The following is a 25,178-nucleotide window of genomic DNA, read 5'->3' as shown; positions in this document are numbered from 1 at the left end:
GTCGGCATACTTTTACTTTTCGAGTAGAAAATATATCTCTTAATTTACCCAAAACGCATGCTATTGAAATACCGACAAAAACATAGTAATCCCAGACCTGAAAAGCTATTGCTAAATATTATTGCTATTTCTCAGACCCGGTTTATCCCTGAAACTTGTCAGGATTTATCGTCAGGATTTAGTTTTTGATTTGTTCAGCAGAGAAACCCTTTTCCATGAGGACTTCTTTCATGCGGGCCAGGTGATTACCCTGAAGTTCCACAGTATTTCCTTTTACCGTACCGCCGCATGCAAACTTTGATTTAAGATAAGTGGACAGTTCATGAAGATCAATTTCACTTGCATCGAAACCTTCAACAACGGTAACTTCTTTGCCATATCTTCTTCTATTAACTTTCACAGTAATTCTCTGTTGCTCTTTTGCAACTTCTTCGCAAATGCAAAGTTCTTTTGGAAGCCCACATACTGGGCACATTCCGCTGCTCATTTGTTGGTATATCCTCCGAATTTGTAATCATTGTATATGTAACTTACATCTAAAAATAACTAGATAGATATAAAGTACTTATCAATGATGGTATTAAAGCCTAATGGTATTTTACAGGCACTTTATATTGAATTTCAGCTAATAACCCGAAACTCTTGACAATATAAAAAGCCAGCCAGAGCTTTATTATTTTTCAATTTTTTAATATATCAATATATTCTTTTGTAATGTTTGTTTTATACTGTTTACTTCTAGTAAATTTAATAACATTATTGTTAGTGAAGAGTACAGATTTGTAAGTACAGATTTGTAAGTACAGATTTGTAAGTACAGATTTGTAAGTACAGATTTGTAAGTACAGATTTGTATAGACTGCAAGCGAAAAAGCTGGATATTTAAAAGAAATTCAAAAGATTAACGCTTCAGGAAAGGATCTAAGCCGAAAAGCTGAAAAGCCACAAAAGATAAAAAGCCGAGAAAACTAAACAAGCTTAAAATCCCTGATTTTACCGGAAAGAGCCTTTCATACCCAGCAACAAGTTAGATATATCTTGAATTCCATTTCTCCCTATAACCTGCTATTGCATATATATACACTTCTATTATATAAATATAGCAGCATAAAAATATATGGTACACTAATAAATCGGGGGCACCTGATGAACGAATTGAACGATTTAATAGGTTTTGTAAACGGAAACAGTATAAGGCAAAAAGTGCTCTCCTTACTTTCCTCAAAAGGAGAAATGGAAGGGACAAGAGTATCAAAAACCCTGAGAGTTGCACATCCCACCATTGCAAAAACTCTCGATGAACTTGAACAGAAGGAATTAATTACTAAAAAAGAAGAAATGTACTCCCTTACCGAATCTGGAGTAAAAGTGGAAAAAATGATCCAGCAAATATAACTTTAAACATATTTCTTTTATCCACTTCATTTTAAATCCTTTTTTATCCGTAGCTCATTCCAAAACCAATTTCATTCCAAGTTGACAAAATTTTTAAGCCTATTTTGAGAATCAAAGGCCCGATGACTGCTGATAATACGCAACTTGGAGAATTAACCCTGAATCTCGGATTAAGAGTTGCTTATCACTTTTTCGTCCAGTGTAATATTTTGCGAAAAACGCGAAAATAGAAAGCTTACTATAGATTTGATAATTACGGGAATCCAAAAAGCTATAAAAAATTCGATTCAATAATTCAATATTCTCAATTTTCCTGATTCCAGCTAAGATTGTCATCACAATTGAGCGCAACCGTTGCGCCGTAATCGTTGCACCGTTTGATCATGCCGACCACGTTGTTGCTAGAGTTTTCGCTCAAGCCTTTTTTGAAAAGGCTTGCGCTACAACCGTTGCATCGTTTGATCACGCCGTCACTCAGGGTTTTCGCTCAAGCCTTTTTTGAAAAGGCTTGCGGTAAAGCAGTTTTTTGAAAAGGTATGGGTTAGAAATATTTATTTAATTCTTATCCCTTTATGTCGGCATAAACTGTTAACGCTAATACTGAAACTCTTGAATTTAAGGGAATAATCAATTTATATGGCTCTTCGTTGTTTTGTGTGGATATCCTCATAATATTCTCATGAAAACCAATGCAGTCTTGAGTTGAAAATCATCTTATCCATACGGAATAGCGAAGAGATAATTATATTAAGAAAAAACCAGAGCTTCGGCATCCAAAAAAGGACTAAGTATCAGAGGCAAGGCAATGTTACCTGAAGAAGACCTTAAGATCATTAAAAAAGAACTGGGGCGAGAGCCCACCCTGGTAGAACAGGGCTGCTTTTTAAATTTATGGAGCGAACACTGTTCCTACCGCTCAAGTGCCCCTCTCCTGAAAACTTTTACCAGTACGGGCGAAAATGTGATTATTGGCCCGGGGGACGATGCTGCAATTATAAAATTTGATGATGGCTATGTACTTGCTATAGGTATGGAAAGCCATAACCACCCTTCATATGTCGACCCCTACAACGGAGCTGCTACCGGTATAGGAGGTATCGTAAGAGATATAATCTCCATGGGAGCCCGTCCAATAGCCCTTATGGATCCCCTCTATTTCGGACCTCTTGACACTCCAAAAAATATGTTTCTCTTTGAACAGATAATTAAGGGAATTGCAGGGTATGGAAACTGCATAGGAGTGCCAGTGGTCAATGGTGAGACTTTCTTTGACCGAAAATACAGTGGAAACCCTCTTGTAAATGTTGTTGCAGTAGGGCTCTGCCGGGAAGATGAGGTCATAACTGCCCGCTCCCAGAAAGCCGGAAACAAGCTTGTGCTCGCAGGCTCCAGCACAGGAAAAGACGGACTTGGAGGAGCTTCCTTTGCCTCCAGAGACCTTTCCGAATCAGCCGAAGCGGAAGATCGTCCGAGCGTCCAGGTGGGAGATCCATATACTGAAAAGCTCGTAATTGAAATGACGCTGGAAGCCATGGAGAAAGGTTATATAAAATCCTGCAAAGACCTGGGAGCTGCTGGTCTTGGAGGAGCAAGCGCAGAACTGGCTGCAAAGGGAGGACTTGGAGCCTACATTATTGCAGATGCCGTGACCCAGCGCGAACCCAATATGAATGCTTATGAAATCCTGCTTGCAGAATCTCAGGAACGCATGGTCTTTGAAGTAGCTCCTGAAGACGTTGATGCCGTACTTGCTCTGGTAGCAAAGTACGACCTTAATGGGGCCGTAGTAGGATACTTAACAGAGAAACCAAACTATACGGTTGAATTCAAAGGGGAAGTCGTTGTAGATATTCCAATTGATTTCCTGACAGGCGGAGCTCCGACCTGCGAGAAATCTTCAGTAGCTCCTATTCCTCAGGTTGAAGAAAGTAAAGCCCCCGAAACTCCGGAAGACCTTAAGGCAGCCTTCCTGAAAGTTATCTCTTCCTACAATATTGCCTCAAAAGAATGGATCTACAGGCAGTACGACCATGAAGTCCAGTTAAGAACAGTTGTCAAACCCGGAGAAGACTCTGGCGTGCTCAAAATAACTGATAAAAAAGGACTCGTACTTTCCTGCGGCTGCCAGCCAAGAGCTACCCTTCTTGACCCCTATAACGGAGGAAAGAATATAGTAGTTGAAAACGCCATGAACCTTGCAGTAAAAGGGGCTGAAGGGCTTGCAATTGTAAATTGCCTGAACTTTGGGAACCCGGATCGCCCGGAAATCTACTGGCAACTCAAAAACTCCGTACTTGGACTTGGAGATGGAGCAAGGGAACTCTCAATCCCGGTCGTGGGAGGAAATGTATCCCTGTATAACGAAAGCGATGAATTTAAGACCGCAATTCTCCCAACTCCTTCAATAGGAATAATAGGGAAAGTCAACCTTGAGACTCTTCTCCCTTCAAGCTTCTTTGCAAAATCAGGAGACACCATCATCCTGGTAGGAGAGACAACTGCAGATCTGGGAGGTTCCGAATACTATGCCTGTTTCGAGGCCCAGAATGCCGGAAAAGTTCCTTCTGTCCCGAAAAATGCTCCTGAGATTATAAAAGCAGTAATCGAAGCGGCAAGAAGCGGAAAACTCAGCTCGGCACATGACCTTTCCCTTGGAGGAATTGCAGCAGGACTTGCGAGGATGTGCAAGAATTCTGGTGCAAAGGTAGACTTGAGTGAAGTTTCAGAATTAAAAGCTGAGGAACTCTTATTCTCAGAAGCCCCGGCAAGAGCTCTACTTGCTACAGGTGAACCCGAAACTGTACTCGAAATCCTCAAAGATGTGCCTCATATGATTATCGGCAAAGTAGAAGGCAATTCCCTTGAGGTTAAAGGAAAAGACTTCGAGATTTCCCTATCCCTAAAAGAAATCTCCGATGCATACGACAGCTTGACAAGGTTTATGATGAGATAAAATCCCTGAGTCGTCACCCGAGTCCCGTCTCGGGAGGACGGTGCCCTTTTCGCTTCGCTCAAGAGGGCTAAGAAATATTGTAGATAAGTTTCACGTAAATAAGTTTCACTCAAGTGTGATAACTTACAGGGCTACGGTTTTCGTCCATGCCTTGTTTTTGGAAGCATGAGACTTTCTTTGCTTCCAAGAGATTTTCTTTGCTTCCAAGAGATTTTCTTTGTTTCCAAGAGATTTTCTTTGTTTCCAATTTAGATGGGATCCCATCTATCTTACCTTTTAATTTGTTTTTAATCTAAGTTGTTCTTTTTACCCTTGAGCTATTATCAGTATTTTCTGATTCCTTGCAAGGTCAGATTTGGCATAAAAAATAGTTTTGAGTTAACCAAAACAATAGTTTTTAGTAGGTTTCCGCACTAGATTACTGTGTTATGAAAGCTGTATGCATCTGTATGGGAGTGCATCTGCCTTACAGTCCTAAGTGGTACTGGCCTGTAGAGGGATTTTTCGGGGTGCCTGAAATGGACCGGTATTTTGACCGGAATAGTATTTTTTCAAAATTTTTAAAAACAAGCCGACAGTTTTTACGCCTTAATGATCTGATTATGGAGTCCATAGAAAGAGGGGGAAAATATTCCTTTGATCTATCCGGGCCATTCCTTGGACAGTGTCGATGGGATCCCGAACTTCTCGAATCATTCCGCGAATTTGGGGAAAATGAGAGCGTGGAATTCACAGGGAGCTGTAGTTATCACTCTCTGAGCTCGCTATATCCTGATCTTTCCTGGTTTAAGGAAGAAGTGCTCATTTATAGAGAAATGATCCGGGAATTACTGGATATCACCCCTAAAACCTTCGTAAACACAGAGCTCCTATACACCGAAAGAGTAGGGACGATTCTTACTGACCTGGGTTTTAACTGCCTTATCGCCGAGGGGTCCAGGAACCTTATGAATGGATATGACCCTGTACATGTATTTGAAAACCATCTCCCCACTTTGTTGAGGCACATAAACCTGAGCGAAGACCTTGAACTGCGCTTTTCGGAAAAAAACTGGCAAGGCTACCCTCTTATTCCGGAAAAGTTTGCGGACTGGATTGCCAGCATGGAAGGTGACATCCTGACTCTTTATTTTAATTATACAAGCCTCTGCTTTCACTACAGAAACAAAAGCATGATAGACGATTTTATCAGGACGTTTCCAGATGCCCTAAAGTCCAGGGGAATTGATATGCTCACGCCTTCTGAAGCTGCCAGTAGATTTGAACCCTTAAAGCTTCCTACCCTGGGAACCGAACAGACAATCCGTTATGGGATAAATAACGCATTAGGTAACCATGCTCAGCAGCTTTACCTGCGAGAACTGGTAAGAATCGAAGAGGAACTATCAGGGCTTAAAGAAAATAAGAACTATCGAGAACTTAAACATATATTCGGTTACCTTCAGCAGAGTGAAATCTTTTTTTCTATGAATTCTGGGAATATCAGGGAAGGATATGAAAGGGCTGTCAATTACTTTTCCATCCTGTCCGATTTCAGGAGAGCTGTGCTGGAGGAGGGAGCATGACCTCGGTTTGTATGTATTTCCAGGTACACCAGCCTTTCAGACTGCGCAGGTTCTGGCCTGATGACAGATCAGGGTTTTTCCGTTATTTTGACGAGAGAAGCAACAGGGAGATCTTTGAAAGAGTAGCCCGGAAATGCTACATTCCTGCAAATACACTCCTCCTGGATGCTCTTGACGAACATAAAGGAGAATTCAGGTTTTCTCTTTCGGTTACCGGGACCCTGCTCGAACAATGTGAACTCTGGGGAAAAGATGCCCTCGAAGGCTTCCGGCAGATGGCGGAAACCGGATCAATGGAATTTCTGGACGAAACCTTTTATCATTCCCTTTCAAGTCTTTTTGAAGACAAAACCGAGTTTATTGAGGAAATAAAAGAACATAGAGAACTTATGTTTGACCTTCTGGGAGTTAAACCTCAGGTATTCCGGAATACCGAACTGCTTTACAATAACACTATAGCAAAGCTTGTTTCGGGTCTTGGGTACAGGGCGATCCTTACCGAAGGAGCGGACCATATGCTTGAGGGAAGGTCACCCAACGTACTTTACAGGGCAAAAGGTTCAGGACTTCCTATTATCTTTAGAAATTACAAGTTGAGTGACGATATAGGATACAGGTTTTCTGCAAGGTGGTGGGAAGGGTATCCCCTGACTGCAGAGAAATGGGCCTCATGGGCTTCAGGGAATAATGAAGATTGCGTTAATATCTTTATGGACTATGAGACCTTCGGAGAGCATCAGTGGGAAGAAACCGGGATATTTTCCTTCCTGAAAGAACTTCCCGGGGAAGTGCTCAAGACTCACCTGGACTTCAGCACCCCTCTTGAGCTTGTCGAAAAATATTCCCCTGTAGCCGAGATCGATGTTGGGGACTTTTCCACAATTTCTTGGGCTGATATGGAACGCGATACAAGCGCATGGCTTGGAAACGACATGCAAAGGCGCTGCTTTGAAGAAATAAAGCTGCTTGAACCCTTTGTGAGGAAGACGGAGGACCCTGAAATCCTGCGTATATGGAAGCATCTGCTGACTTCGGACCATTACTACTATATGTGTACCAAATGGCTCGGAGATGGGGATGTACATTCATATTTCAGTGTCCATTCCACGCCTTTCGATGCAGCGGTTAATTTCATGGCTGTACTTATGGACTTCAAAGCACAGGTATTCAGAAAACTTCGCACAATAGCTTAACTAAAGAACACATACTAACTCATGGGAGTCAGGTCACATGGTAAGAGACTTATTCATGTTTGCAGGTTTCAATGAAAACTCGCAGATTGTATGGTTTAAGATAATCTACTCGAAAGAGCCGGGATCTCTATCTTTAATAACTGACTTTCTCGAAAAAGAGAATGCGTTCATTATGTTTGGTCATCTGGATAATATTACACAGAAAACCGGAGAATATTCAGTATTTACCGAGCTTAACAAAGATGTTAATCCGGAGGATTTCGCCCGAAAAATAAAGGAACTTGAAGTTGTAAGTGAGGTCGAATATGGGCTTTCAGAATATGGAATGGTTTATTCCGTGGACTTCCCCCTAAATGTTATAGGAGTCAGGGGAGTTATGGCAAGGGCACTTACCATTGTTGATATCATTAAAACTCTTAACCAGAGTGCTCCGCATGCAGAAGGCCTTCTCACTCTTTCAGGACTTAAGGGGGGGACTCACGCAGCAAAGTATTTCAAGAGTATTCTGGACCTTAATGACAGTAATTTTGCAAGCGTGCTTGCAGAACTCTTTAAAGGCGTGGGCTGGGGAATCCTGGAAATCGAATGTGATCCCAAAACTTATGAAGGAAAAATCGTTGTGAAAGACTCGTTTATAGCTGATGTTTACGGAGGGTCGGAACAGCCAGTTTGTGCCTTTATGAGTGGTTATTTTGCAGGTTACCTGACCGAATATTTCGGGAAAAATATAAGTGTGAGGGAGGTAAGCTGTAAAGCTACAGGAAAAGAAGTCTGTGAACACATAATCTCGCCGGCACCGTCTGGCGGTACAAGTCAGGAATACCAACTGAGAGGGGAGACACGGTGATAAAGCAACCCAACGTTATTCTTGGAAATGACGAGCTGCTTGTAACAATGGGAAAAAAGGGGGAAATAATAGGTTTTTTTTATCCCCGCCGAGACCATGCTCAACATGTCGAGGAATCTGTTGCCTGTATTCATACAGGAGAAAAGCTTCTCTGGACTAATGATAACGAATGGCATGGCATCCAGAACTATATAGAGGACACAAATATTGTGTCAACAAAACTTTATCATGATTCGGGAATCCGAATTTCCATTCTTGACCTTGTGCACCCTGACGTGCCTGTCCTTATCCGCAGGTTCAAGGTCCAGTCCCAGAAAAAGCTTTCAGGAAAATTCTTTTATTACTCGAATTTTAACGTCGGGGAAACCTCCAAGAAAAACTCCGGGTTTTGCGATACCGATATTCATTTGCTCGTACAGTACTGGCAAAACTATCATATAGGGATCTATTCTCAGCCAGAGTTTAATGAGTGGCAAATTGGAAAGGCAATGGATACTATATGGTGGACGAATGCCAAATATGATATGGAAGACGGAAAACTCCAGGGGAACAAAGAAGATATAGGAAACATTAATAATGCGGCTGGCTGGGATCTTGAACTGGATGCTGACGGAGCAAATGAGTTTGTGATCCTTATAGGTGCTGCTTCTTCCCGACGCCTCTTATATAAGAGAATGCAAGAGCTCTCAAAAATGCCTCTTGAATATATTTTTGAAAAGACGCGGGAACACTGGGTTATGTGGCTTTCCAGAAAGCAGGTAATCAAAATTCCGGGGCTTGAAGAACACGACAACCTTCGTCAGGATCTATTCAATGCCTATAACCGGGCTCTTCTAATGCTTTACCTCCTTAACGACCGCGAATATGGGTCTTTTGTAGCTGCTCCGGAATTTGACTCAAACTTCGAGAAATGTGGAGGATATGGGTTCTGCTGGAATAGAGATGCTGCAGAAATCGTGCTTGCATTAAAGCATTCAGGCTATCCCGACTACTGTGACATGTTTTTCAAGTGGTGCATCCAGACTCAACTCCCTGATGGTTCCTGGTTTCAACGCTACTGGCTAAATGGAAATATAGCTCCCTCCTGGGGTAATTTTGACTACTCAACTCAGATTGACGAAACCGGGTCTACGCTCTATGCTATGGATGTTTATTACGGGATTCTCGAGGGCCTGAAGAAAGCTGAATTTCTAGAAGAGGTCTGGGTCTCGGTGCTCAGGGCTGCCGAATACCTGATGAAGCGGACCAAATCCGGAATTCACGAGAGATGTATGGATCTCTGGGAGACTTACTACGGAATTTTTACATATACAAATGCTTCAATTTATGCCGGACTCATGGGCGCTTCACACCTGGCTGAAGAAAATGGAGAAGCTGGCATGGCAAGGCGCTGGAAAAAGAGGGCGGAGTTCGTCAAACGGGCTACGATTGACCGTTTCTGGCTTCAGGAAGGTTACTTTGCAAAAGGTGTAATTAATGAGAAGCTGGACAAAACGATTGATGCAAGTATTCTCGGCACTTATGTTCCTTTTGGAATGCTCTCTGCAAAAGACCCCCTGGAAAAGGATATGATTCAGTTCATGATAGAGAACATCCAGAAAAAACTCTCAGTACCCATAAATATCGGTTACGGCATCAAGAGGTATGAAAATGACAGTTACATAAACGGAAACCCGTGGGTAGTAACTACGCTCTGGCTTTCGGAAGCAATGTTTACCTTTGCCCTTGAACTTTCCGATGAAAAAGAAGGCTCTACCTCCACGCATGAGAAGTTCTATGAACAAGAAGAAAAGCCGGAAGAAACAGTAAAAAGGCTGACCAAAGAAGGGATTGAATACCTCAAATGGTCTCTTGCCGGAGCAACCAGTACAGGACTTCTCCCGGAGCAGGTGGATAAGTCTACAGGCACCCCTGCCTGGGCAATCCCTCTCGGATGGAGTGGATCTCTGATACTTAATAACATTCTGCTTCTGGACAAAATTTGCAGGAAAAAAGCCGGGAATATGCAAGAAAATTAAGGAGTAACAAAAGGGAGAGGATCTTATAAGCAGAAGAGAAGGATTGAAGGATGTAAAAAGAGTAGGAAGCTCCTGAGATAAATGCAGTAAAATATTTAAATATTTGTAACTATTCAGGTACCCCAAATCAGTCTACTGATGTTGATTCAGAGTTGTCACATACGTGAAATTGCTAACCCATGCAAGACTGAAAAACGCAATCAATAACCAACAATTTAAAAAAATGAACCTTCCAAAAAAGTGCTCATTAAATATTAAACAAGATGGCTATTGATGTTGTTTTATATAGGCTGAATAGTTACAAATATTTTTCAATATTTGTCGTAGATCTATTCTAACCAGCCTTTTTGTTTAGTTATAAAATTCGTCCATACTCAAAACGTGGTAATCGGGGGTACTTTATAAAAACTCCCCCACTCCCTTTAGACTTGAATTTTTTTCGTTCTAAATTCGAGGTTTATTAATTTTCAGAGTATATACCCGGTCTTGTATTTGTTGTTACTTTTATGAAATTTGTCTTGGTTACAGTACTGCTGCCTGCGGTATTGCTTACTGTAAGTGTAATCTTATATTTTCCTTCCTGTAAATACTTATGAGTCGGATTCTTTTCTCTTGAAGTTGTCCCATCTCCAAAGTTCCATTTCCATTTCTCAGGTAAGCCTGTACTTTTGTCAGTAAAGGCAACAGTTAATGGGGCTTTTCCTGATGTGACATTACTGGTGAAGTTTGCAACAGGTTTTTCTATTACTGTTATATAATTTTCTTTTGTTGTTGTATTATTACCTGCTGCATTTATCGCTATGAGGGCAACCGTATAATTCCCTACTTTTGAATACTTATGGACTGGATTCTGCTCGGTTGAAGCTGCTCCGTCTCCAAAACTCCATTTCCAGGAAGTAGGTGTGTTTTTACTCTTGTCAGTAAAGACAACCTTTAAAGGTGCTTTTCCAGTAGTAGGAGATGCAGAAAAAGAAGCAACAGGAACTTTAGGGTTATTAAGACGAGGTAGAACAGTTATATACTTTGTTTTTGTTGTTTTATTGCTGCCGGCTGCATTGGTCACTGTCAATGTTATCGTATATGTTCCTGCTTTGAAATACTTATGGATTGGATCCTGCTCGGTTGAAGTATCCCCGTCTCCAAAATTCCATTTCCATTTATCCGGTAAGCCCGTGCTTTTGTCAGTAAACTTAACTATCATTGGTGCCATTCCAAAGGTAGGTTTTGCGGAAAAGTTTGCGACAGGAATTACTGGTATCGGGACAGAAGCTATAAACTGTCCGAAGGCAATAATCTTGTGTCCTGCAGACATAATGGTGGCTATAACAGTATTTGTTGCTGTGTCAATTACATAGACAGAACCATCTCCATAGTCCGCCACATATACTTTTGTTCCTGCTGGATTGACTGCAATTCCCCAGGGATAGAAACCTACATTCACAGTGGCTGCAACCTTGTTTGTGGTTGTGTCAATTACAGAGACAGTACCTCCTAGATCGCCAATTTTGCCGAAATTCGCCACATACACCTTTTTTCCGTCCTGTGTGACTGTAACTCCTTTAGGATAATCACCTACATTCACAGTGGCTGTAATCTTGTTTGTAGCTGTATCAATTACAGAGACGGTATTTTCTCCATTGTTTGTCACATATACTTTTTTTCCGTTCGGGCTGACTGCAACTCCTTCAGGACTGGTTCCTACATTTACTGTGGCTGTAACCTTGTTTGTAGCTGTATCAATTACAGAGACAGTACCATCCATATTGTTCGTCACATATACTTTTGTTCCTGCTGGATTGACTGCAACTCCATTAGGATAAGTTCCTACATTCACAGTGGCTGTAACAGTGTTTGTTGCTGTGTCAATTACATAGACAGTATCTAAGCCCATGCTCGCTACATATGCCTTTTTTCCATTAGGACTTACTGCAACCCCATAAGGACCACGTTCTACAGAAACAGTGGCTGTAACGGTGTTTGTGGTTGTGTCAATTACAGAAACACTCCCGCTATCAGAGTTCACCACATATACCTTTGTTCCCGTTGGGCTGACCGCAACTCCACTAGGATGATTTCCTACAGGTACCTTGGCTGTAACAGCGTTTGTAGATGTATCAATTACAGAGACAGTGTCGCTGTAACGGTCCGTAATATATGCATACGTCCCTGCATATGAAGCACTCTGCTCAGTAGCTGCCGACGTTGTAGACGAAACGAAAATTAAAAACAAGATCAGAGCTACTGACACTAAGGCTACTGAATTCAATTTTTCGTTAAATTTCATTATCTTACCCTGGTTCTTTAGTTTATTTTTTATATAAAGGATATTAATACTTTAAACTTCATGTTAATTTTTAAGCCTTTTTATTAAAACCAGAGTTTCATAAAAATTCTCGAATTAGAGAGAATATGCCTATATAAGAATCGAATTGAAGCTGATTAAGGTGAAATAACAGTATTTTAGTGCAAAAACACAAAACAGAGGCATTAAAATCCAAAAAATGGTTTAAAAAGAGTTAAGAGATAAGGATCGTAAGATTTAGTTATTGAAAATCGCGAATATGAGGAAGACTCTTAATATTGTAAAACAAGTATCTAATCCCAAAACTCAAAATACTCCTCTTAATCACATAATCTGAATAATCAATCGATTTCTCATCACAAAAATAGTTCTGAAGCTTTATGAACTTGGGAACAAAATTATTTTGAGAAAACTCATTCAATATTACATATAAAAATTAGAAAAGAAAACAGACGCTAACAGTACGCAAAGCACTGAAAAATTGCGCCTTTAAATTTTTCTTCCACGCTTTTTCGCGTTGACAGTAGTTTTGGGATCTACTTTGGTAATCCCATACATCTGTCTAAATATAGGCTTATAAGTTTAAATTTAGACTTGTTTAGTTTAAGTATTGGTTTCGTTACTAATCTCTTTTGCCCCGCCAAGGTATGGCCTGAGAACCTCAGGGATCTCCACGCTTCCATCCTCACGCTGATAGTTCTCGAGTATCGCAACGACAGTCCTCCCTACAGCAAGGCCTGAGCCATTAAGGGTATGGACAAACTGCGGACCTTCAGGAGTCCTGAAGCGGATATTCGCCCTTCTGGCCTGGAAGTTCTCGAAATTGGAGCACGAAGATATTTCCCTGTATTTTTCCTGTGTGGGTACCCACACCTCGATGTCGTAAGTCTTCGCTGCTGAGAATCCGATGTCTCCAGTACACAGGTTTACAACGCGATATGGCAGTTTTAAAAGTTTAAGGATTTCTTCCGCATCACTGGTGAGCTTTTCCAGTTCTTCATATGAGGTTTCCGGTTTTACGAACTTAACAAGTTCAACCTTATTGAACTGGTGTTGGCGGATGATGCCTCTGGTGTCCTGACCATGTTTTCCTGCCTCACGCCTGAAACAGGCAGTATACGCTGTAAGGAAGACCGGCAGGTTTTCAATGTAGTCGTCCATAAAGAGATTTGTTACAGGGACTTCTGCGGTAGGTGCAAGATAGTAACCATCAGTACATAAGTACATGTCATCTTTGAATTTTGGGAGTTGCCCTGTACCAGTCATGGCTTTTTCATTGATAAGTACTGGTGGAAAAACTTCAAGATAACCCTGCCTTTCATGTACGTCCAGCATAAAGTTTATGAGAGCTCTTTCGAGTTTTGCGCCCATACCTTTATAGACTGTAAAACCCTGGCCTGCGATCTTGGCCCCTTTCTCAAAGTCAAGTATGTCCAGTGCTTCTCCTATATCCCAATGGGGTTTTGGAGTGAACGTGAACTCTCTTGGCTCGCCAACAACCCTTACAACTGGATTATCATTCTCGTCCTTACCTACTGGAGTTGTCGTGGATGGGATATTGGGAATTCTGAGCATTATTTCATGTATGTTTAACTTGTAATCACGTATTGTATCATCGATTTCTTTTATACGGCTATTAATGCCTTGCATTTCCTCTATCTTGGATAAAGTATCTTTATTTTCTTTCTTTAGCTTCGCTATCTCACGGGTGACCACATTGCGCTTATGTTTTAGCTCATCACCTTCGGCGAGACATTTTCTCCACGCTACATCATACTCAAGAAGGTTATCTATAAGCTCGGTGCTCATATTCCTATTAATGAGAGCGTGTCTAACTATATCGGGACTATTACGTACAAGTTTGAGATCCAGCATATTAAGCCCGAGATATCCTGCATGTGAGAGAATATATATTTTGTGATTTTTCGGGTGTAAAGCTGTTATGAAAATCAGCAAAGTCGAAAAAAGAGAAAAACAGGGAAATATTAAGATAAAAATAAAATTAAAAAATCTGAAAACCCTAACTGTTCCCAATTAAAACTATATTACTTAACTATATCACTTAACTATATCACTTATTAAATGCTCTTTCTGTTAGGGTTTCAGGCAAGAAGTTTTCCATATGGACTTTCTTCAAAGTAACTGACAGACTGTTTTGCTGTCTCATTAGATCCTCTGGAATCCGAACCCAAAAGGAGCCTTGAAAGACTTGCTTTATTCATATATTCAACTTTGGGTTCCCCGGAAATTCCTCCAAGTTCCGCAGCCTTGTCAATTGCATCATAAAGATTTCCGAAACCATCCACAAGCCCAAGTTCCTTTGCCCTGGCTCCGGTGTATATGCGGCCATCAGCAAGAGCCTTTACATCACTTCTGGACATGTTGCGCCCTTCTGAAACCTCAGTTACGAAATTTTCGTAGCTATCCATAACTACAGAATCAGCATACTCTTTTTCCCGATCAGTGAGTCCTCTCCAGGTACTTCCCATATCTTTCATCTCTCCAGATTTTGCAACGTAGTAATCTACACCTGTTTCTTTATTAGAGAGAGAATTATTCTGGAAGACCCAGATCACTCCAATAGATCCGGTATTCGTAGAGGGGTTTGCAATAATATAATCAGTTGGCGCAGAGATATAATATGCAGCACTGGCTGCAAGGTCTCCCATGGATACAACAACAGGAATTCCTTTTGCCTGGGCTTTCTTAATTTCTTCTACAATTTCTTGGGCTGCTGCTGGAGATCCTCCAGGGCTGTCAATTCTAAGCACAATTGCCTTGACTCCACTATCTGCGGCAGCCCTGCGAATATCTCCTGCAATCTCTTCTGAAGTAGCATAACCAAGCCCTTCAGCAATGTTTCCAGAAAATATAGTACCCTGGACATAGATAACAGCTACCTTCTCCGAATTTCCCAGGCTTCCACCAACACCAAAATTGGAGGAGATCACCGCAAGACTCACCAGTATGATAGTAATGAGAGCCAGTACGACCAGCAGGTAGGGCATCCATCTATGCTTTTTGTTCTGTGGATACGGATTGGGATTCATGCTTAAACTCTTGTTTTTAATTTCTTTATTTTCAGAGATCTCAACGTGGGGCCCATGATCATCTATTTTTTCCGGACCATAAGGGGCAGAGCTATCGAAGGAGTTATTACTCGTACCGTATGTTCCATTATCAGGGACGGAGTCATCTCTTCCATTGTGAGGACTGCTTTGTAAGTTGTCGTCTCCAGACAGATCTTTTGAGTTCGTGTTCTCAGGGTTTATGTTTTTATCGCTCATATATGATGGAACCGTATATCTAGGATCGTATATTTTAGATTTACCACTTTAGTTTGCGGTCTTGAGCATTGTTTGAATTATTAATCAAGAGAATATTTATTGTAGCAGCGGTGCAAGAAGGATAACTTACAAAAGTTCGCAGGCAATATAATTTACTCAGCAGTTCATTTGTCGGAGCTATTATTAATCTGTCTCTACATTCCACCCTTCTTTATATATTATTATTAACTATTCCTCAAATAGATTACCTTGTAAAACACAGTAGCGAAACAGATTCCAGAGTTTCAACAAACTTTTTCCAAAAAAGTTTGATCAAAAAGCGTGAGCAAAATATATTTCAGAGTTACAACAAACTTTTTCCAAAAAAGTTTGATCAAAAAGCGTGAGCGAAATATATTTCAGAGTTTCAACAAACTTTTTCCAAAAAAGTTTGATCAAAAAGCGTGAGCGAAATATATTTCAGAGTTTCAACAAACTTTTTCCAAAAAAGTTTGATCAAAAAGCGTGAGCGAAATATATTTCAGAGTTGCAATTGTCGAAGAGGAATATATTCATAAAAAATATATGGAGATAAGAATGCCAGAATCATCCAGTAAACCCGTACTTGTCACCTGTGGCCTGCCTTATGCTAATGGCAAGGCTCATATCGGGCATCTCCGGACCTATGTGCCCGCTGATATTTATGCCCGTTCCCTGCGAAAAGAAGGGAGGGACGTTACTTTTGTCTGCGGTTCGGATACTCACGGCACCCCTATTGTCGTAAATGCCGAAGAACTAGGGATTACTCCCAAAGAACTTGTAAAAGTATATCACAAACATTTTGACGAGACTTTCAAGCAGCTTGGAGTTTACTTTGATGCTTTTGGGACTACTGACGATCCTGAAAATCACAACCGGACCCTGGATATTGTAAACAGGCTGATTGAAAAAGGCTATGTGTATCCGAAAACCATCGAAATTGCCTATTGCCCTAAGTGCAATCGTTTTCTTCCTGACCGCTATGTAGAAGGTTCCTGCCCTCACTGCGGTGAAATTGCAAGAGGAGACGAGTGCGATCAGGGATGTGGAAAACACCTTGAGCCCGGAGAACTTCTGAACCCTGTCTGCACTATTTGCGGAGGGCCTGCCGAGTACAGGCAACAGGAACACTTCTTTTTCAAGCTTTCCGAATTCAGCGATTACCTCATGGACTATCTCTCAAATGACCTTGGAGGAACCATCAATGCCAGAAATTATGCACTTGGCTGGGTAAAGCAGGGGCTTACGGATTGGTGCATAACTAGGAACCTGGAATGGGGAGTAACATTCCCCGGGCATGATGACCTCGTGGTCTATGTTTGGGTAGATGCTCCTATAGGATATATCGCCTTTACCGAGGAATGGGCTGCAAAAGCCGGGGATTCCTGGGAAAAATTCTGGAAAAACGACGGGGAAATTGTCCATTTTATCGGAGGGGACATTACCTATCATCATTGTATCTTCTGGCCGGCTATGCTTAAAGGCGCGGATTATTCGGTCCCTACAGCTGTTGTAGCTTCAGGCATGGTCAAAATTGAAAATAAAAAGTTTTCCAAGAGCCGGGGTAATGTGGTTTGGGTAGGAGAAGATTACCTTGACCACGGTTTCCATCCTGACCTGCTGAGATATTATCTGGCAAGCTATACCTCACACACAAAGGAGCTGAACTTTTCCTGGCGCGTGCTTCAGGAAAAGATCAATGCCGAACTTGTTGCCGTGCTCGGGAATTTCCTGTACAGGACAATGCTTTTCGCTTACAAGAACTATGGAGAAGTTCCAGCAGGAGAGCTTGAGTCTGAGGTAAAGGAAGAGATAGAAAAGGCCCTGAAGGAAGTAAAAGCTGCAATGTCCGAATATGAGTTCAAAAGAGCCGTTGATTCTGCAATGTCCCTTGCGTCTTTCGGAAATACCTACTTCCAGTCCCACGAGCCCTGGAGCCTGATAAAACAGGATAAAGTCGCCTGCGGACAGGTGCTTTACAACTGCCTTCACCTGGCAAAAGCTCTGTGTCTTATTTTTGAGCCAGTAACCCCCGGAAGCACGGAGACCGCCTGGAAAGAACTCGGGCAGGAAGGAGACCTGCACACCGCACTGTATGCTGATGCGCTCGTGCCTCTGAAAGCAGGCACAAAACTTGCAAAGCCCAAAATCCTTTTCACAAAGCTTGAAGATGACAGGATTGAGGAAATGGAAGAGATTGCAAACCAGAGAGTCAGAGCCGCAGATGCAAAGAAAGCCGCAGGAAAAGGCAATGGAAAAGAGCCCACCAAATCCGAAGGGATGGGCACTGCCGAAGAAGCAAAAACAGCCGAGAAAGCTGACACTGCAAAACCCGAGACAGAGGAAAAAGAAAAACTTCCCACGATCGAGTACGAAGACTTTGCAAAACTCGATATCCGCGTAGGAAAAGTTTTGCTTGCTGAACCTGTGAAGAAATCAAAAAAGCTCATCAGGATTGAAGTGGACATTGGCGAAGAAAAGCCAAGGCAGCTTGTTGCAGGCCTTGCTTCTTATTATGTTCCAGAAGAGCTTGTAGGAAAAACTGTAATTGTACTCGCCAACCTGAAACCTGCCAAACTCTGTGGAGTCGAATCAAACGGTATGATGCTTGCAGCCGACGATGGCGGAGAGATTGTAGCAGCCCTGATGCCGGACAAAGAGATAAAGCCGGGTTCAAGGATACGCTGAAACGACCTCTTGAATTCAAAAATACTTCTACTGGCTTAGAACCGTCTTCTAATTATACATTAGAGGACGCCTACCAGTTTATCTGACAGCGCACCCCAGAAAAGGTAGAGTTAGGCAAAAAAGGTAAAATACTATTTGAAAAGAGCAACGTGCAGGTAGAATTCAACCCTGTTATTTATGATGTAGGGTTTTCATTTTTATTTTCTGCTTTTTACTCTTATTTTCTGTTTTTTACTCTTATTTTCTGTTTTTTACTCTTATTTTCTGTTTTTTACTCTTATTTTCTGTTTTTTACTCTTATTTTCTGCTTTCTTTTTTTAATTCATAAGAGTTACGAATAATCCATTATTTTTTACTCAAGCATCAAGCATGTAACCCTTAACAAAAATTTTTTACCGATGTGAAAAACATTTTTATATAGTTAGGCCGATTTAATAGATATAACGCAAGTTGTCTAGATAAATCCTCTTAGTTTCATCCTTTATTTTTAACTCTTGGGGGAGTTAGACTAATCTGCCTTAATAAATGGAAAACAGACAGTTATTAAAATAAATCCTGAAAAATCCAGCCAGGAATTTCGATGCCCTACTCTTTAGAAAATTGAAATGAAGAACAGGAGAATTTTAATGAAACACCTAAATTTGTTCCCTATGGTTTTTACGCTTATACTGCTTCTTCTGGTTCCAAATATCGCAGTAGCATTGATTGATGCAGAAGCTGCAAAAATCCCTTATCAAGTAAACAACTCTGACCGAATAATTATTGGTACAGTCAGCAAGATTGACACATATAGCAGCTACACAATTTATACCGTTAAAGTTAAAGAATGGCTCTATAATCCTATTCCCACAGATACCATAAAAATACAAAGTAAAATAGGGACTAATCTAGCTGTGGAAGATGAAGTCGAGTTTACCCAGAACGAATCTGCCCTTTTGATGTTAAATGACGGAAATCTCGATGAGCTACTTTTTAGAGTACCTTTGGGACTAAAATATCCTGTTTCAGACAGGGACGCAGTAATCGAGGAGTTGAAAGTTCAGGGTAAATGGCAAGAGGAAAATAAAACAGAAAATAAGACAAGCGAAACCGAAGCGGTAGAAAATACAAAAACAGAGGATAAACAGGAAGATCAAAATGTTGACAACGTAAATGATACCAAAACATCAGAGGACGCAGGAACACCCAGCGAGCAGAAAGAAAGTTCCAATCAGACCCAGAAACCAAACGCTATTCTTTTCATGAGTCCTGTCTGCGTGTTTGCAGTAATGCTTGGTGCAATCATATACGTCAAAAGGAAAAACTAACAACAGCTTCTTGTTATTTTGCGTAGGCTGAATATAAAGAACAGGAGAACTTTGATGAAACGCCTAAATTTGTTTTCAATACTCTTTACGCTTATGCTGCTTCTTTTAGCTCCAAATATCGCAGCAGCCTTACTTGCTCCAGAAACTGCCGAAATTCCGTACCAGATAAATAACTCTGACCGCATAGTGATTGGCACGGTGAGTAAGATAATTGATTACGGCAGATACACTATTATCACAATTGCAGTTAATGAATGGCTCTATAATCCCCTGCCTGCAAAGACTATAAAAGTAAGAATTGAAACAGGAAGCAGTCATTGGACTGAAGATGAAGCTGAGTTTACAAAGAACGAATCCGTACTTATAATGCTAAAAGATGTAGATATAGATAAACAACTTTTCAAAGTGACTTTTGGTTTTCCAGGGAAACGCCCGACTACAGACAGAGATGCGGTAATCGAGGAACTGAAAGCTCAAGGAAAGTGGCCGGAAGAAAACCAAATAGGAAATAAAACAAACGAGACCGAAGTGATAGAGAATATTGGAACAGTAGAGAAGCAAGAAGAAAATCAAACAGAAAATAAGACAAATGAAAATAAGACAAATGAAAATAAGACAAATGAAAATAAGACAAATGAAAATAAGACAAATGAAAATAAGACAAATGAAAATAAGACAAATGAAACAGGAATTACAGAGAATACAGAAATTACAGGTGAGCAGGAAGAAAGTTCCAATCAGACCCAGAAACCAAATACTACTCCTTTCATGAGCTCTGTCAGTGCGATTGCCGTAATGCTTGGTGCAATTGTATACTTAAAAAGGAAGAACTAACAATGGTTCTTCGCTATTTTGTATGGGCTGAAAATAAAAAGCAGGAGAATTTTGATGAAACGCCTAAGTTTTTTTATGATACTCTTTACGTTTATACTGCTTCTTTTAGCTTCAAACCTCGCAGCAGCCTTATTTACTCCAGAAGCTTCCGAAATTCCGTACCAGATAAACAACTCTGACCGTATTGTTATTGGCACAGTAAGTAAGATTGATGTAGCTGACTATTACACGAATAACACAATTACAGTTAAAGAATGGCTCTATAATCCTCTACCAACAAAGACCATAATAGTAAGGACTAATATAGGGACCAATGCCTCTACTGAAGACGAGGCAGAGTTTACTAAAAACGAATCCGTGCTCCTTATGTTAAAGGACCAAAGGCCCGATAAAGGAGTTTTTTATATGTCTCTCGGTTTTTTGGGAAAACATCCGGCTACAGACAGAAATATAGTAATTGAGGAGTTGAAAGCTCAGGGCAAGTGGGCGGAAGAAAACCAAATCGAGAACAAAACAGATGAGATAAAACAAATCGAAAATGCCGCATATGTAGAGCAAGAAGAAAATCAAACCGAAAATAAGACAAATGATATCGGAATGACAGAAAATACGGGAACAGCAGGCGAGCAGGAAAACAGTTCCAATCAGACTCAGAAATCAAACACTACTCCTTTCATGAGCTCTGTCAGTGTGATTGCAGTAATGTTGGGGGCAGTCCTATATATAAGAAGGAGTTAATAAAAACTGCGGAAGGGGAGTTTGTGCAACCTTCATAAAAAGAGCGTGTCCCAAAATCACCGACTTAATTTTAAAACACGCTCTTATTTAGCTTGTATGAGTTTTTACCAATTCAGTCCAAACGTACAACTCTTACAAGAGACTTAATCGGGACATTATAGATTGTATCTACACCTTTTTTGTCGACCAGTACAACTACAAGTTTTGGTTTTGCATCCATTTCCCTGAGCTGCTCAATCACTTCCATACTGGTTGAACCGGTGGTAATAACATCATCCACGATAACGCAGTTTTTACCGGCAACTGATCCAAAATTTCTGCTTATGGTCCCTTTGTGTCCTGTGCTAACGGTTTCCTGCCCTTTGCGGTGATAAATAGCCAAATCTGCACCCAGTTCATATGCCATCATGCTTGCCAGAGGAATACCATTGGCTGCAACGCCAACAACTACATCTACTTCGGCATTTATTTTTTCCAGGGTCTCAAGCACAATGTCGCAGAGTGCAAGCGAGATGTTATGAAGACGTTTAGCACTTTTCCCGATACTGTTCCAGTCTACAGAAATATCTTTTGGAGCGGGAGTTATTTCTTCTTTTTTTGAACGGGTTAAAAGCCAGGTAACCGTTTCCCTTGAAACATTGAGTTCCTCGGCGATCTGACCGGTTACAAGTCCGTTACTTTGCAGTTCCACAGCTTTCTGTATTAAATCTTCTATATCCTTCATGCCTCCATGCCCACCTGAAATTTTTATCCGGCTATATTTCCGGGGTTTCCAAATTAAGATAATATTATAATATCAAGCGTTATATCAATTTCTTCAGCTTAAGATTAACTCTTTACAAGAAACTACCTGTAAAAAGAGTAGTATGAAAAACTTTGAAAGATTGGTACATACATCTACCAGGTGTATTAACCGTTATTTTTCTCCAGTACCATCTCAAGATAAGAAGTCCGAATAGAATCCTTTTCCCCTGCGCCAAACTGTTTAAGCAATTCAAATAATTTTGCCCTTGAAGTTTCGAGTTCTTTTTCGCTTTCAGCCACAATTTCGACTTCAAGAAATTCCCCGAGCCCTTCGACGGCATCGAGGCAGACAGTAATTTCTCCTGCGCTGAAAACTTCCCTTTTTTTTCGGACTACTCCGGCTTCCGAGAAGCCAAGGGCATGCAGTATTTGTATTGTGGTGGCTTCATCTACAGGAGTTTCGAATTCTTCTCGGGTTTTGGAAATGCCATCGAGTTTGGGGCCTTTGTAGGTCAGCACAGCCTGACCATCCAGGGAACGAATCCTTAGTGCCTCATCGGTTTTTGCAAAATCCCTGTGAGGAGCTGCAAAATAAACGTCAGACTGGTTTTCAATCCCAATTTTTGTTGCTCCTATGTTCTTAAGGATGGAGCGAACTTTTGAATGGTCTGCTCTGACCTTGACCTCGATTTCAATCATAGTTTTCAGGAATCTCCAGTTAAATCCGGTTAAAATTGGTAAATATTTGCTGGCTAAAACACTTGCACTAAAACGATATATAATATTTGTTTGGGGCGGTTCTATCAAGTCTAGTGCATCGATTCCAAAGTATGTCCAAAATGAATTTTTTGAAAACCACTGAAAGCACGGAAGAATAGAACTCATGAAATTGTCCATCCCGATCGACTTGGCATAACCCTGGTATTCCTTTACTTTATTGCACGATGCAAAAAACTCAATCCTATAATCGGCATCACAATTAACCAATAAAGTAAATAAATTGCTATGAGACCATCACTAAAAGATGCCTCGTGTGAATGCCTTGATGAAAGTTCCCAGACTGCAAAGAAAAGAGAAAATATAGAAATAACACTTGCTATGGATGAAACTGCAAGATATGCTTTCATCGAGTATGGATGTCTATGCAAAGATAAGAAGACCAGTAATGAGAATGGGGACAGTAACGCCAGAAGCGTTATTACTATGGGTGTTACGAGGTACCTGTAGTCACTAAGAAATTCTGTACCACTAACTTTCCAAAAACTTACGATAACCAGTAAAAACAGTGAAACACAAAACGGGACTGCCATATGCCATCTGGGTAGTACTTTTCTTGCTTCTAATACGAAAAGTACAGAACCAAAAAGAGAGATAGTGCTCATTAATTCTAAAAGGACATCTTCATCGGTACCAGGCAGCAAGTAAAATCCATTGGATAGAATTCCAACTACAAACATAAAGACAACAGACATCAATGCCATCGCAATCTTTATCCTCATCAAATCGCCCTGCAGAAGTAAATATGATATGAGAAAATATAGTGCTTACGTTTTTCAACACAAACGCTAAAAATAGAATCCGGAAACAAACGCTAAAAATGGAATCCGGAAATAAATGTTAAAAAATAGAATCCGGAAACAAACGCTAAAAATAAAATCCGGAAATAAACGCTTAAAAAAATGGAATCCGGAAAATCCGGATCTTTCATGCATCTTCGGGGACGAACTTGGTGCCGTAATAGATCATGCCACCTTCTCCGTCCTCTCCAAGCTTGCGGAATACGGATCTTACCCTCATTCCAATGTGAATTTTTTCAGGATCGCCAATTACCTGCGAGGTCAGGCGGGGACCTTCACCAAGCTGAATTATCGCAAGGGTATAAGGAGCCTGGTCTTCAAAACCTTCTGCAGCTGTATGGATTACTGTATATGATATTATTTCGCCAGTGCCTTTGAACCTGTAAGGCTCAATATGGCCTACACGCCTGCAGTTTACGCAAAAATTACGCGGGGGATAGAAATGTTCCCCACATTCTTTACAGCGGGTACCTTCAAGGTTATACCTGCTGCCGAGACTTCTCCAGAATCTTGGAACGGAAGACATCGGATCTCACCTCTCCCTCGAGAAAATATGTACTACAGCTGTTGCTCCTGACCCTCCTACGTTATGGGTCATGCCATACTCTGCGCCTTCTACCTGACGCTTGCCTGCTTCTCCGCGCAGCTGGGTTACGATTTCTACAGCCTGCTTTATGCCAGTTGCTCCCACAGGATGTCCACAGGCTTTGAGGCCGCCTGAGGTATTGACAGGAATCCTACCTCCGATTGCAGTTTCTCCGTTTGCTGTGACAATTCCGCCTTTTCCTTTTTCTGCAAACCCGAGGTCTTCAATTGCACAAATCTCAGCAATGGTGAAGCAGTCATGCACTTCTACAAGGTCGATGTCTTCAGGCCTCAGCTTTGCCATGGAATAGGCCCGCTTTGCAGCCACCACGGTTGCGTCGAGGGTTGTTATATCCCGCCGGTCGTGAAGCGCAATTGTATCACTTGCCTGAGCGGTTGCCTTGATATAAATGGGAGTATCCGTGTACTTGTGCGCAATATCCGCTGGGGCAAGCACAAGAGCTGAAGCGCCATCCGTTATAGGGGAACAGTCAAAAATATGCAAAGGATCAGCTACCATTATAGATTTCAACACGTCGTCCACAGTGATTTTGTTTTTATACTGAGCAATGGGATTTAAAGAGCCGTTTTTATGGTTCTTTACGGCAACCTCGGCAAGCTGTTCGCTGGTAGTCCCATACCTGTGCATATGCAATCTTGCAATCATTGCATAGATTCCGGGAAAAGTTGCTCCTGCCATCCCTTCCCACTCCCGATCAGCCGCTGCTGCAAGAGCTGAAGACGCTTCCTCAGACCCCACATCAGTCATTTTTTCGGCTCCTGCTGCAATCACAATATCATTATAACCGGAAGCTACAGCCATGATGGCCTGCCGCAGGGCAAGCCCGCCTGATGCACAGGCAGCTTCAACTCGCGTAGCTGGGACATGCAGGTTTTTGGAAAGTCCCGAATAGTCCGCTATAAGAGCACCTATATGTTCCTGATCAATAAATCGCCCTCCGCTCATGTTTCCTACGTAGAGAGCGTCGATTTCTTTTCCGCCAACGCCTGCATCTGCGAGTGCTCCGGCCCCGGCTTCTACTACTATATCCCTCAGGGACCGTTCCCAGAGTTCTCCGAACTTGGTATTCTTTACTCCGATAATTGCTACGTCTCTCATATTCTTC

20 protein-coding genes are annotated in these 25,178 nt (G+C 41.3%); 11 read left to right on the top strand and 9 right to left on the bottom strand.

Annotation, left to right across the window (positions count from 1 at the left end; genetic code table 11):
- Positions 1-178 precede the first annotated feature (178 nt).
- Positions 179-487 (bottom strand): stress response translation initiation inhibitor YciH, encoded by a 309-nt coding sequence (gene yciH, locus MSKOL_RS15450; protein ID WP_011023951.1) that lies wholly within the window; start codon positions 485-487, stop codon positions 179-181.
- A 659-nt stretch (positions 488-1,146) separates the two neighbouring features.
- On the opposite strand from yciH, the gene MSKOL_RS15445 reads away from it, so the two are divergent.
- Positions 1,147-1,395 (top strand): winged helix-turn-helix domain-containing protein, encoded by a 249-nt coding sequence (locus tag MSKOL_RS15445; RefSeq protein WP_229394529.1) that lies wholly within the window; start codon positions 1,147-1,149, stop codon positions 1,393-1,395.
- Positions 1,396-1,699: 304 nt separating this feature from the next.
- Here the strand turns inward: MSKOL_RS15445 and MSKOL_RS20455 are convergent, their stop codons facing one another.
- Complete coding sequence (locus MSKOL_RS20455; protein ID WP_156151114.1) at positions 1,700-1,861, bottom strand: hypothetical protein; 162 nt, start codon at positions 1,859-1,861, stop codon at positions 1,700-1,702.
- A 339-nt stretch (positions 1,862-2,200) separates the two neighbouring features.
- On the opposite strand from MSKOL_RS20455, the gene purL reads away from it, so the two are divergent.
- From purL to MSKOL_RS15420, 5 genes are all read left to right on the top strand, one after another.
- A complete protein-coding gene (gene purL / locus MSKOL_RS15440; protein WP_048157534.1) occupies positions 2,201-4,348 on the top strand; it encodes a phosphoribosylformylglycinamidine synthase subunit PurL in 2,148 nt (715 codons plus the stop codon).
- A 428-nt stretch (positions 4,349-4,776) separates the two neighbouring features.
- The gene (locus MSKOL_RS15435; RefSeq protein ID WP_048157532.1) at positions 4,777-5,913 is read left to right on the top strand and encodes a glycoside hydrolase family 57 protein; all 1,137 of its coding nucleotides are present in this window, start codon (positions 4,777-4,779) and stop codon (positions 5,911-5,913) included.
- Positions 5,910-7,106, top strand: a complete 1,197-nt coding sequence (locus MSKOL_RS15430) for a glycoside hydrolase family 57 protein (protein ID WP_048157530.1) — start codon at positions 5,910-5,912, stop codon at positions 7,104-7,106. The genes MSKOL_RS15435 and MSKOL_RS15430 overlap by 4 nt, the downstream gene beginning before the upstream one ends.
- Before the next feature lie 37 nt (positions 7,107-7,143).
- Complete coding sequence (locus tag MSKOL_RS15425) at positions 7,144-7,953, top strand: V4R domain-containing protein (protein ID WP_048157529.1); 810 nt, start codon at positions 7,144-7,146, stop codon at positions 7,951-7,953.
- Positions 7,950-9,971, top strand: coding sequence for a glycoside hydrolase family 15 protein (locus MSKOL_RS15420; RefSeq protein ID WP_048157527.1), 2,022 nt, complete (start codon positions 7,950-7,952; stop codon positions 9,969-9,971). The genes MSKOL_RS15425 and MSKOL_RS15420 overlap by 4 nt, the downstream gene beginning before the upstream one ends.
- Positions 9,972-10,431: 460 nt before the next feature.
- Here MSKOL_RS15420 and MSKOL_RS21175 read toward each other — a convergent pair whose 3' ends face one another.
- The 3 genes from MSKOL_RS21175 to sppA all read right to left on the bottom strand — a co-directional run bounded on the left by MSKOL_RS21175 (position 10,432) and on the right by sppA (position 15,560).
- Complete coding sequence (locus MSKOL_RS21175) at positions 10,432-12,255, bottom strand: PKD domain-containing protein (RefSeq protein WP_052725543.1); 1,824 nt, start codon at positions 12,253-12,255, stop codon at positions 10,432-10,434.
- A 621-nt stretch (positions 12,256-12,876) separates the two neighbouring features.
- Positions 12,877-14,148, bottom strand: a complete 1,272-nt coding sequence (gene serS, locus MSKOL_RS15410; protein ID WP_048122427.1) for a serine--tRNA ligase — start codon at positions 14,146-14,148, stop codon at positions 12,877-12,879.
- Positions 14,149-14,375: 227 nt separating this feature from the next.
- Positions 14,376-15,560 (bottom strand): signal peptide peptidase SppA, encoded by a 1,185-nt coding sequence (gene sppA / locus MSKOL_RS15405; protein ID WP_048157525.1) that lies wholly within the window; start codon positions 15,558-15,560, stop codon positions 14,376-14,378.
- Positions 15,561-16,124: 564 nt separating this feature from the next.
- Here sppA and metG point away from each other — a divergent pair.
- The 4 genes from metG to MSKOL_RS15385 all read left to right on the top strand — a co-directional run bounded on the left by metG (position 16,125) and on the right by MSKOL_RS15385 (position 21,145).
- Entirely contained in the window at positions 16,125-18,266 is a 2,142-nt protein-coding gene (gene metG / locus MSKOL_RS15400; protein WP_082091256.1) for a methionine--tRNA ligase, read from the top strand.
- A 626-nt stretch (positions 18,267-18,892) separates the two neighbouring features.
- Entirely contained in the window at positions 18,893-19,573 is a 681-nt protein-coding gene (locus tag MSKOL_RS15395) for a hypothetical protein (RefSeq protein WP_197078777.1), read from the top strand.
- Between the two features lie 54 nt (positions 19,574-19,627).
- Positions 19,628-20,407 (top strand): hypothetical protein, encoded by a 780-nt coding sequence (locus MSKOL_RS15390; RefSeq protein WP_048157522.1) that lies wholly within the window; start codon positions 19,628-19,630, stop codon positions 20,405-20,407.
- A 54-nt stretch (positions 20,408-20,461) separates the two neighbouring features.
- The gene (locus MSKOL_RS15385; protein ID WP_082091162.1) at positions 20,462-21,145 is read left to right on the top strand and encodes a hypothetical protein; all 684 of its coding nucleotides are present in this window, start codon (positions 20,462-20,464) and stop codon (positions 21,143-21,145) included.
- A gap of 112 nt (positions 21,146-21,257) precedes the next feature.
- Here the strand turns inward: MSKOL_RS15385 and MSKOL_RS15380 are convergent, their stop codons facing one another.
- Both MSKOL_RS15380 and cyaB read right to left on the bottom strand, forming a co-directional pair.
- Positions 21,258-21,869 carry an orotate phosphoribosyltransferase-like protein gene (locus tag MSKOL_RS15380; protein WP_048122414.1) on the bottom strand — a complete coding sequence of 204 codons (612 nt, stop codon included), beginning with the start codon at positions 21,867-21,869 and terminating at the stop codon, positions 21,258-21,260.
- A gap of 185 nt (positions 21,870-22,054) precedes the next feature.
- Positions 22,055-22,588: a class IV adenylate cyclase gene (cyaB, locus tag MSKOL_RS15375; RefSeq protein ID WP_048122412.1), complete on the bottom strand. Its 534-nt coding sequence runs from the start codon at positions 22,586-22,588 to the stop codon at positions 22,055-22,057.
- Between the two features lie 306 nt (positions 22,589-22,894).
- Here cyaB and MSKOL_RS20450 point away from each other — a divergent pair, with 306 nt between their 5' ends.
- Positions 22,895-23,116: a hypothetical protein gene (locus MSKOL_RS20450; protein ID WP_156151113.1), complete on the top strand. Its 222-nt coding sequence runs from the start codon at positions 22,895-22,897 to the stop codon at positions 23,114-23,116.
- A 477-nt stretch (positions 23,117-23,593) separates the two neighbouring features.
- Here MSKOL_RS20450 and MSKOL_RS15365 read toward each other — a convergent pair whose 3' ends face one another.
- Positions 23,594-23,992: a Zn-ribbon domain-containing OB-fold protein gene (locus tag MSKOL_RS15365; protein ID WP_048157518.1), complete on the bottom strand. Its 399-nt coding sequence runs from the start codon at positions 23,990-23,992 to the stop codon at positions 23,594-23,596.
- A gap of 6 nt (positions 23,993-23,998) precedes the next feature.
- Positions 23,999-25,171, bottom strand: coding sequence for a thiolase domain-containing protein (locus MSKOL_RS15360; RefSeq protein ID WP_048122403.1), 1,173 nt, complete (start codon positions 25,169-25,171; stop codon positions 23,999-24,001).
- Between the last annotated feature and the right edge of the window lie 7 nt (positions 25,172-25,178).

The sequence above is a fragment of the Methanosarcina sp. Kolksee genome (genome assembly GCF_000969945.1).
GTDB classification, from domain to species: domain Archaea; phylum Halobacteriota; class Methanosarcinia; order Methanosarcinales; family Methanosarcinaceae; genus Methanosarcina; species Methanosarcina vacuolata.
The sequence above is the reverse complement of the archived record's forward strand: the minus strand, read 5'-3'. Positions and strand labels throughout refer to the sequence as shown.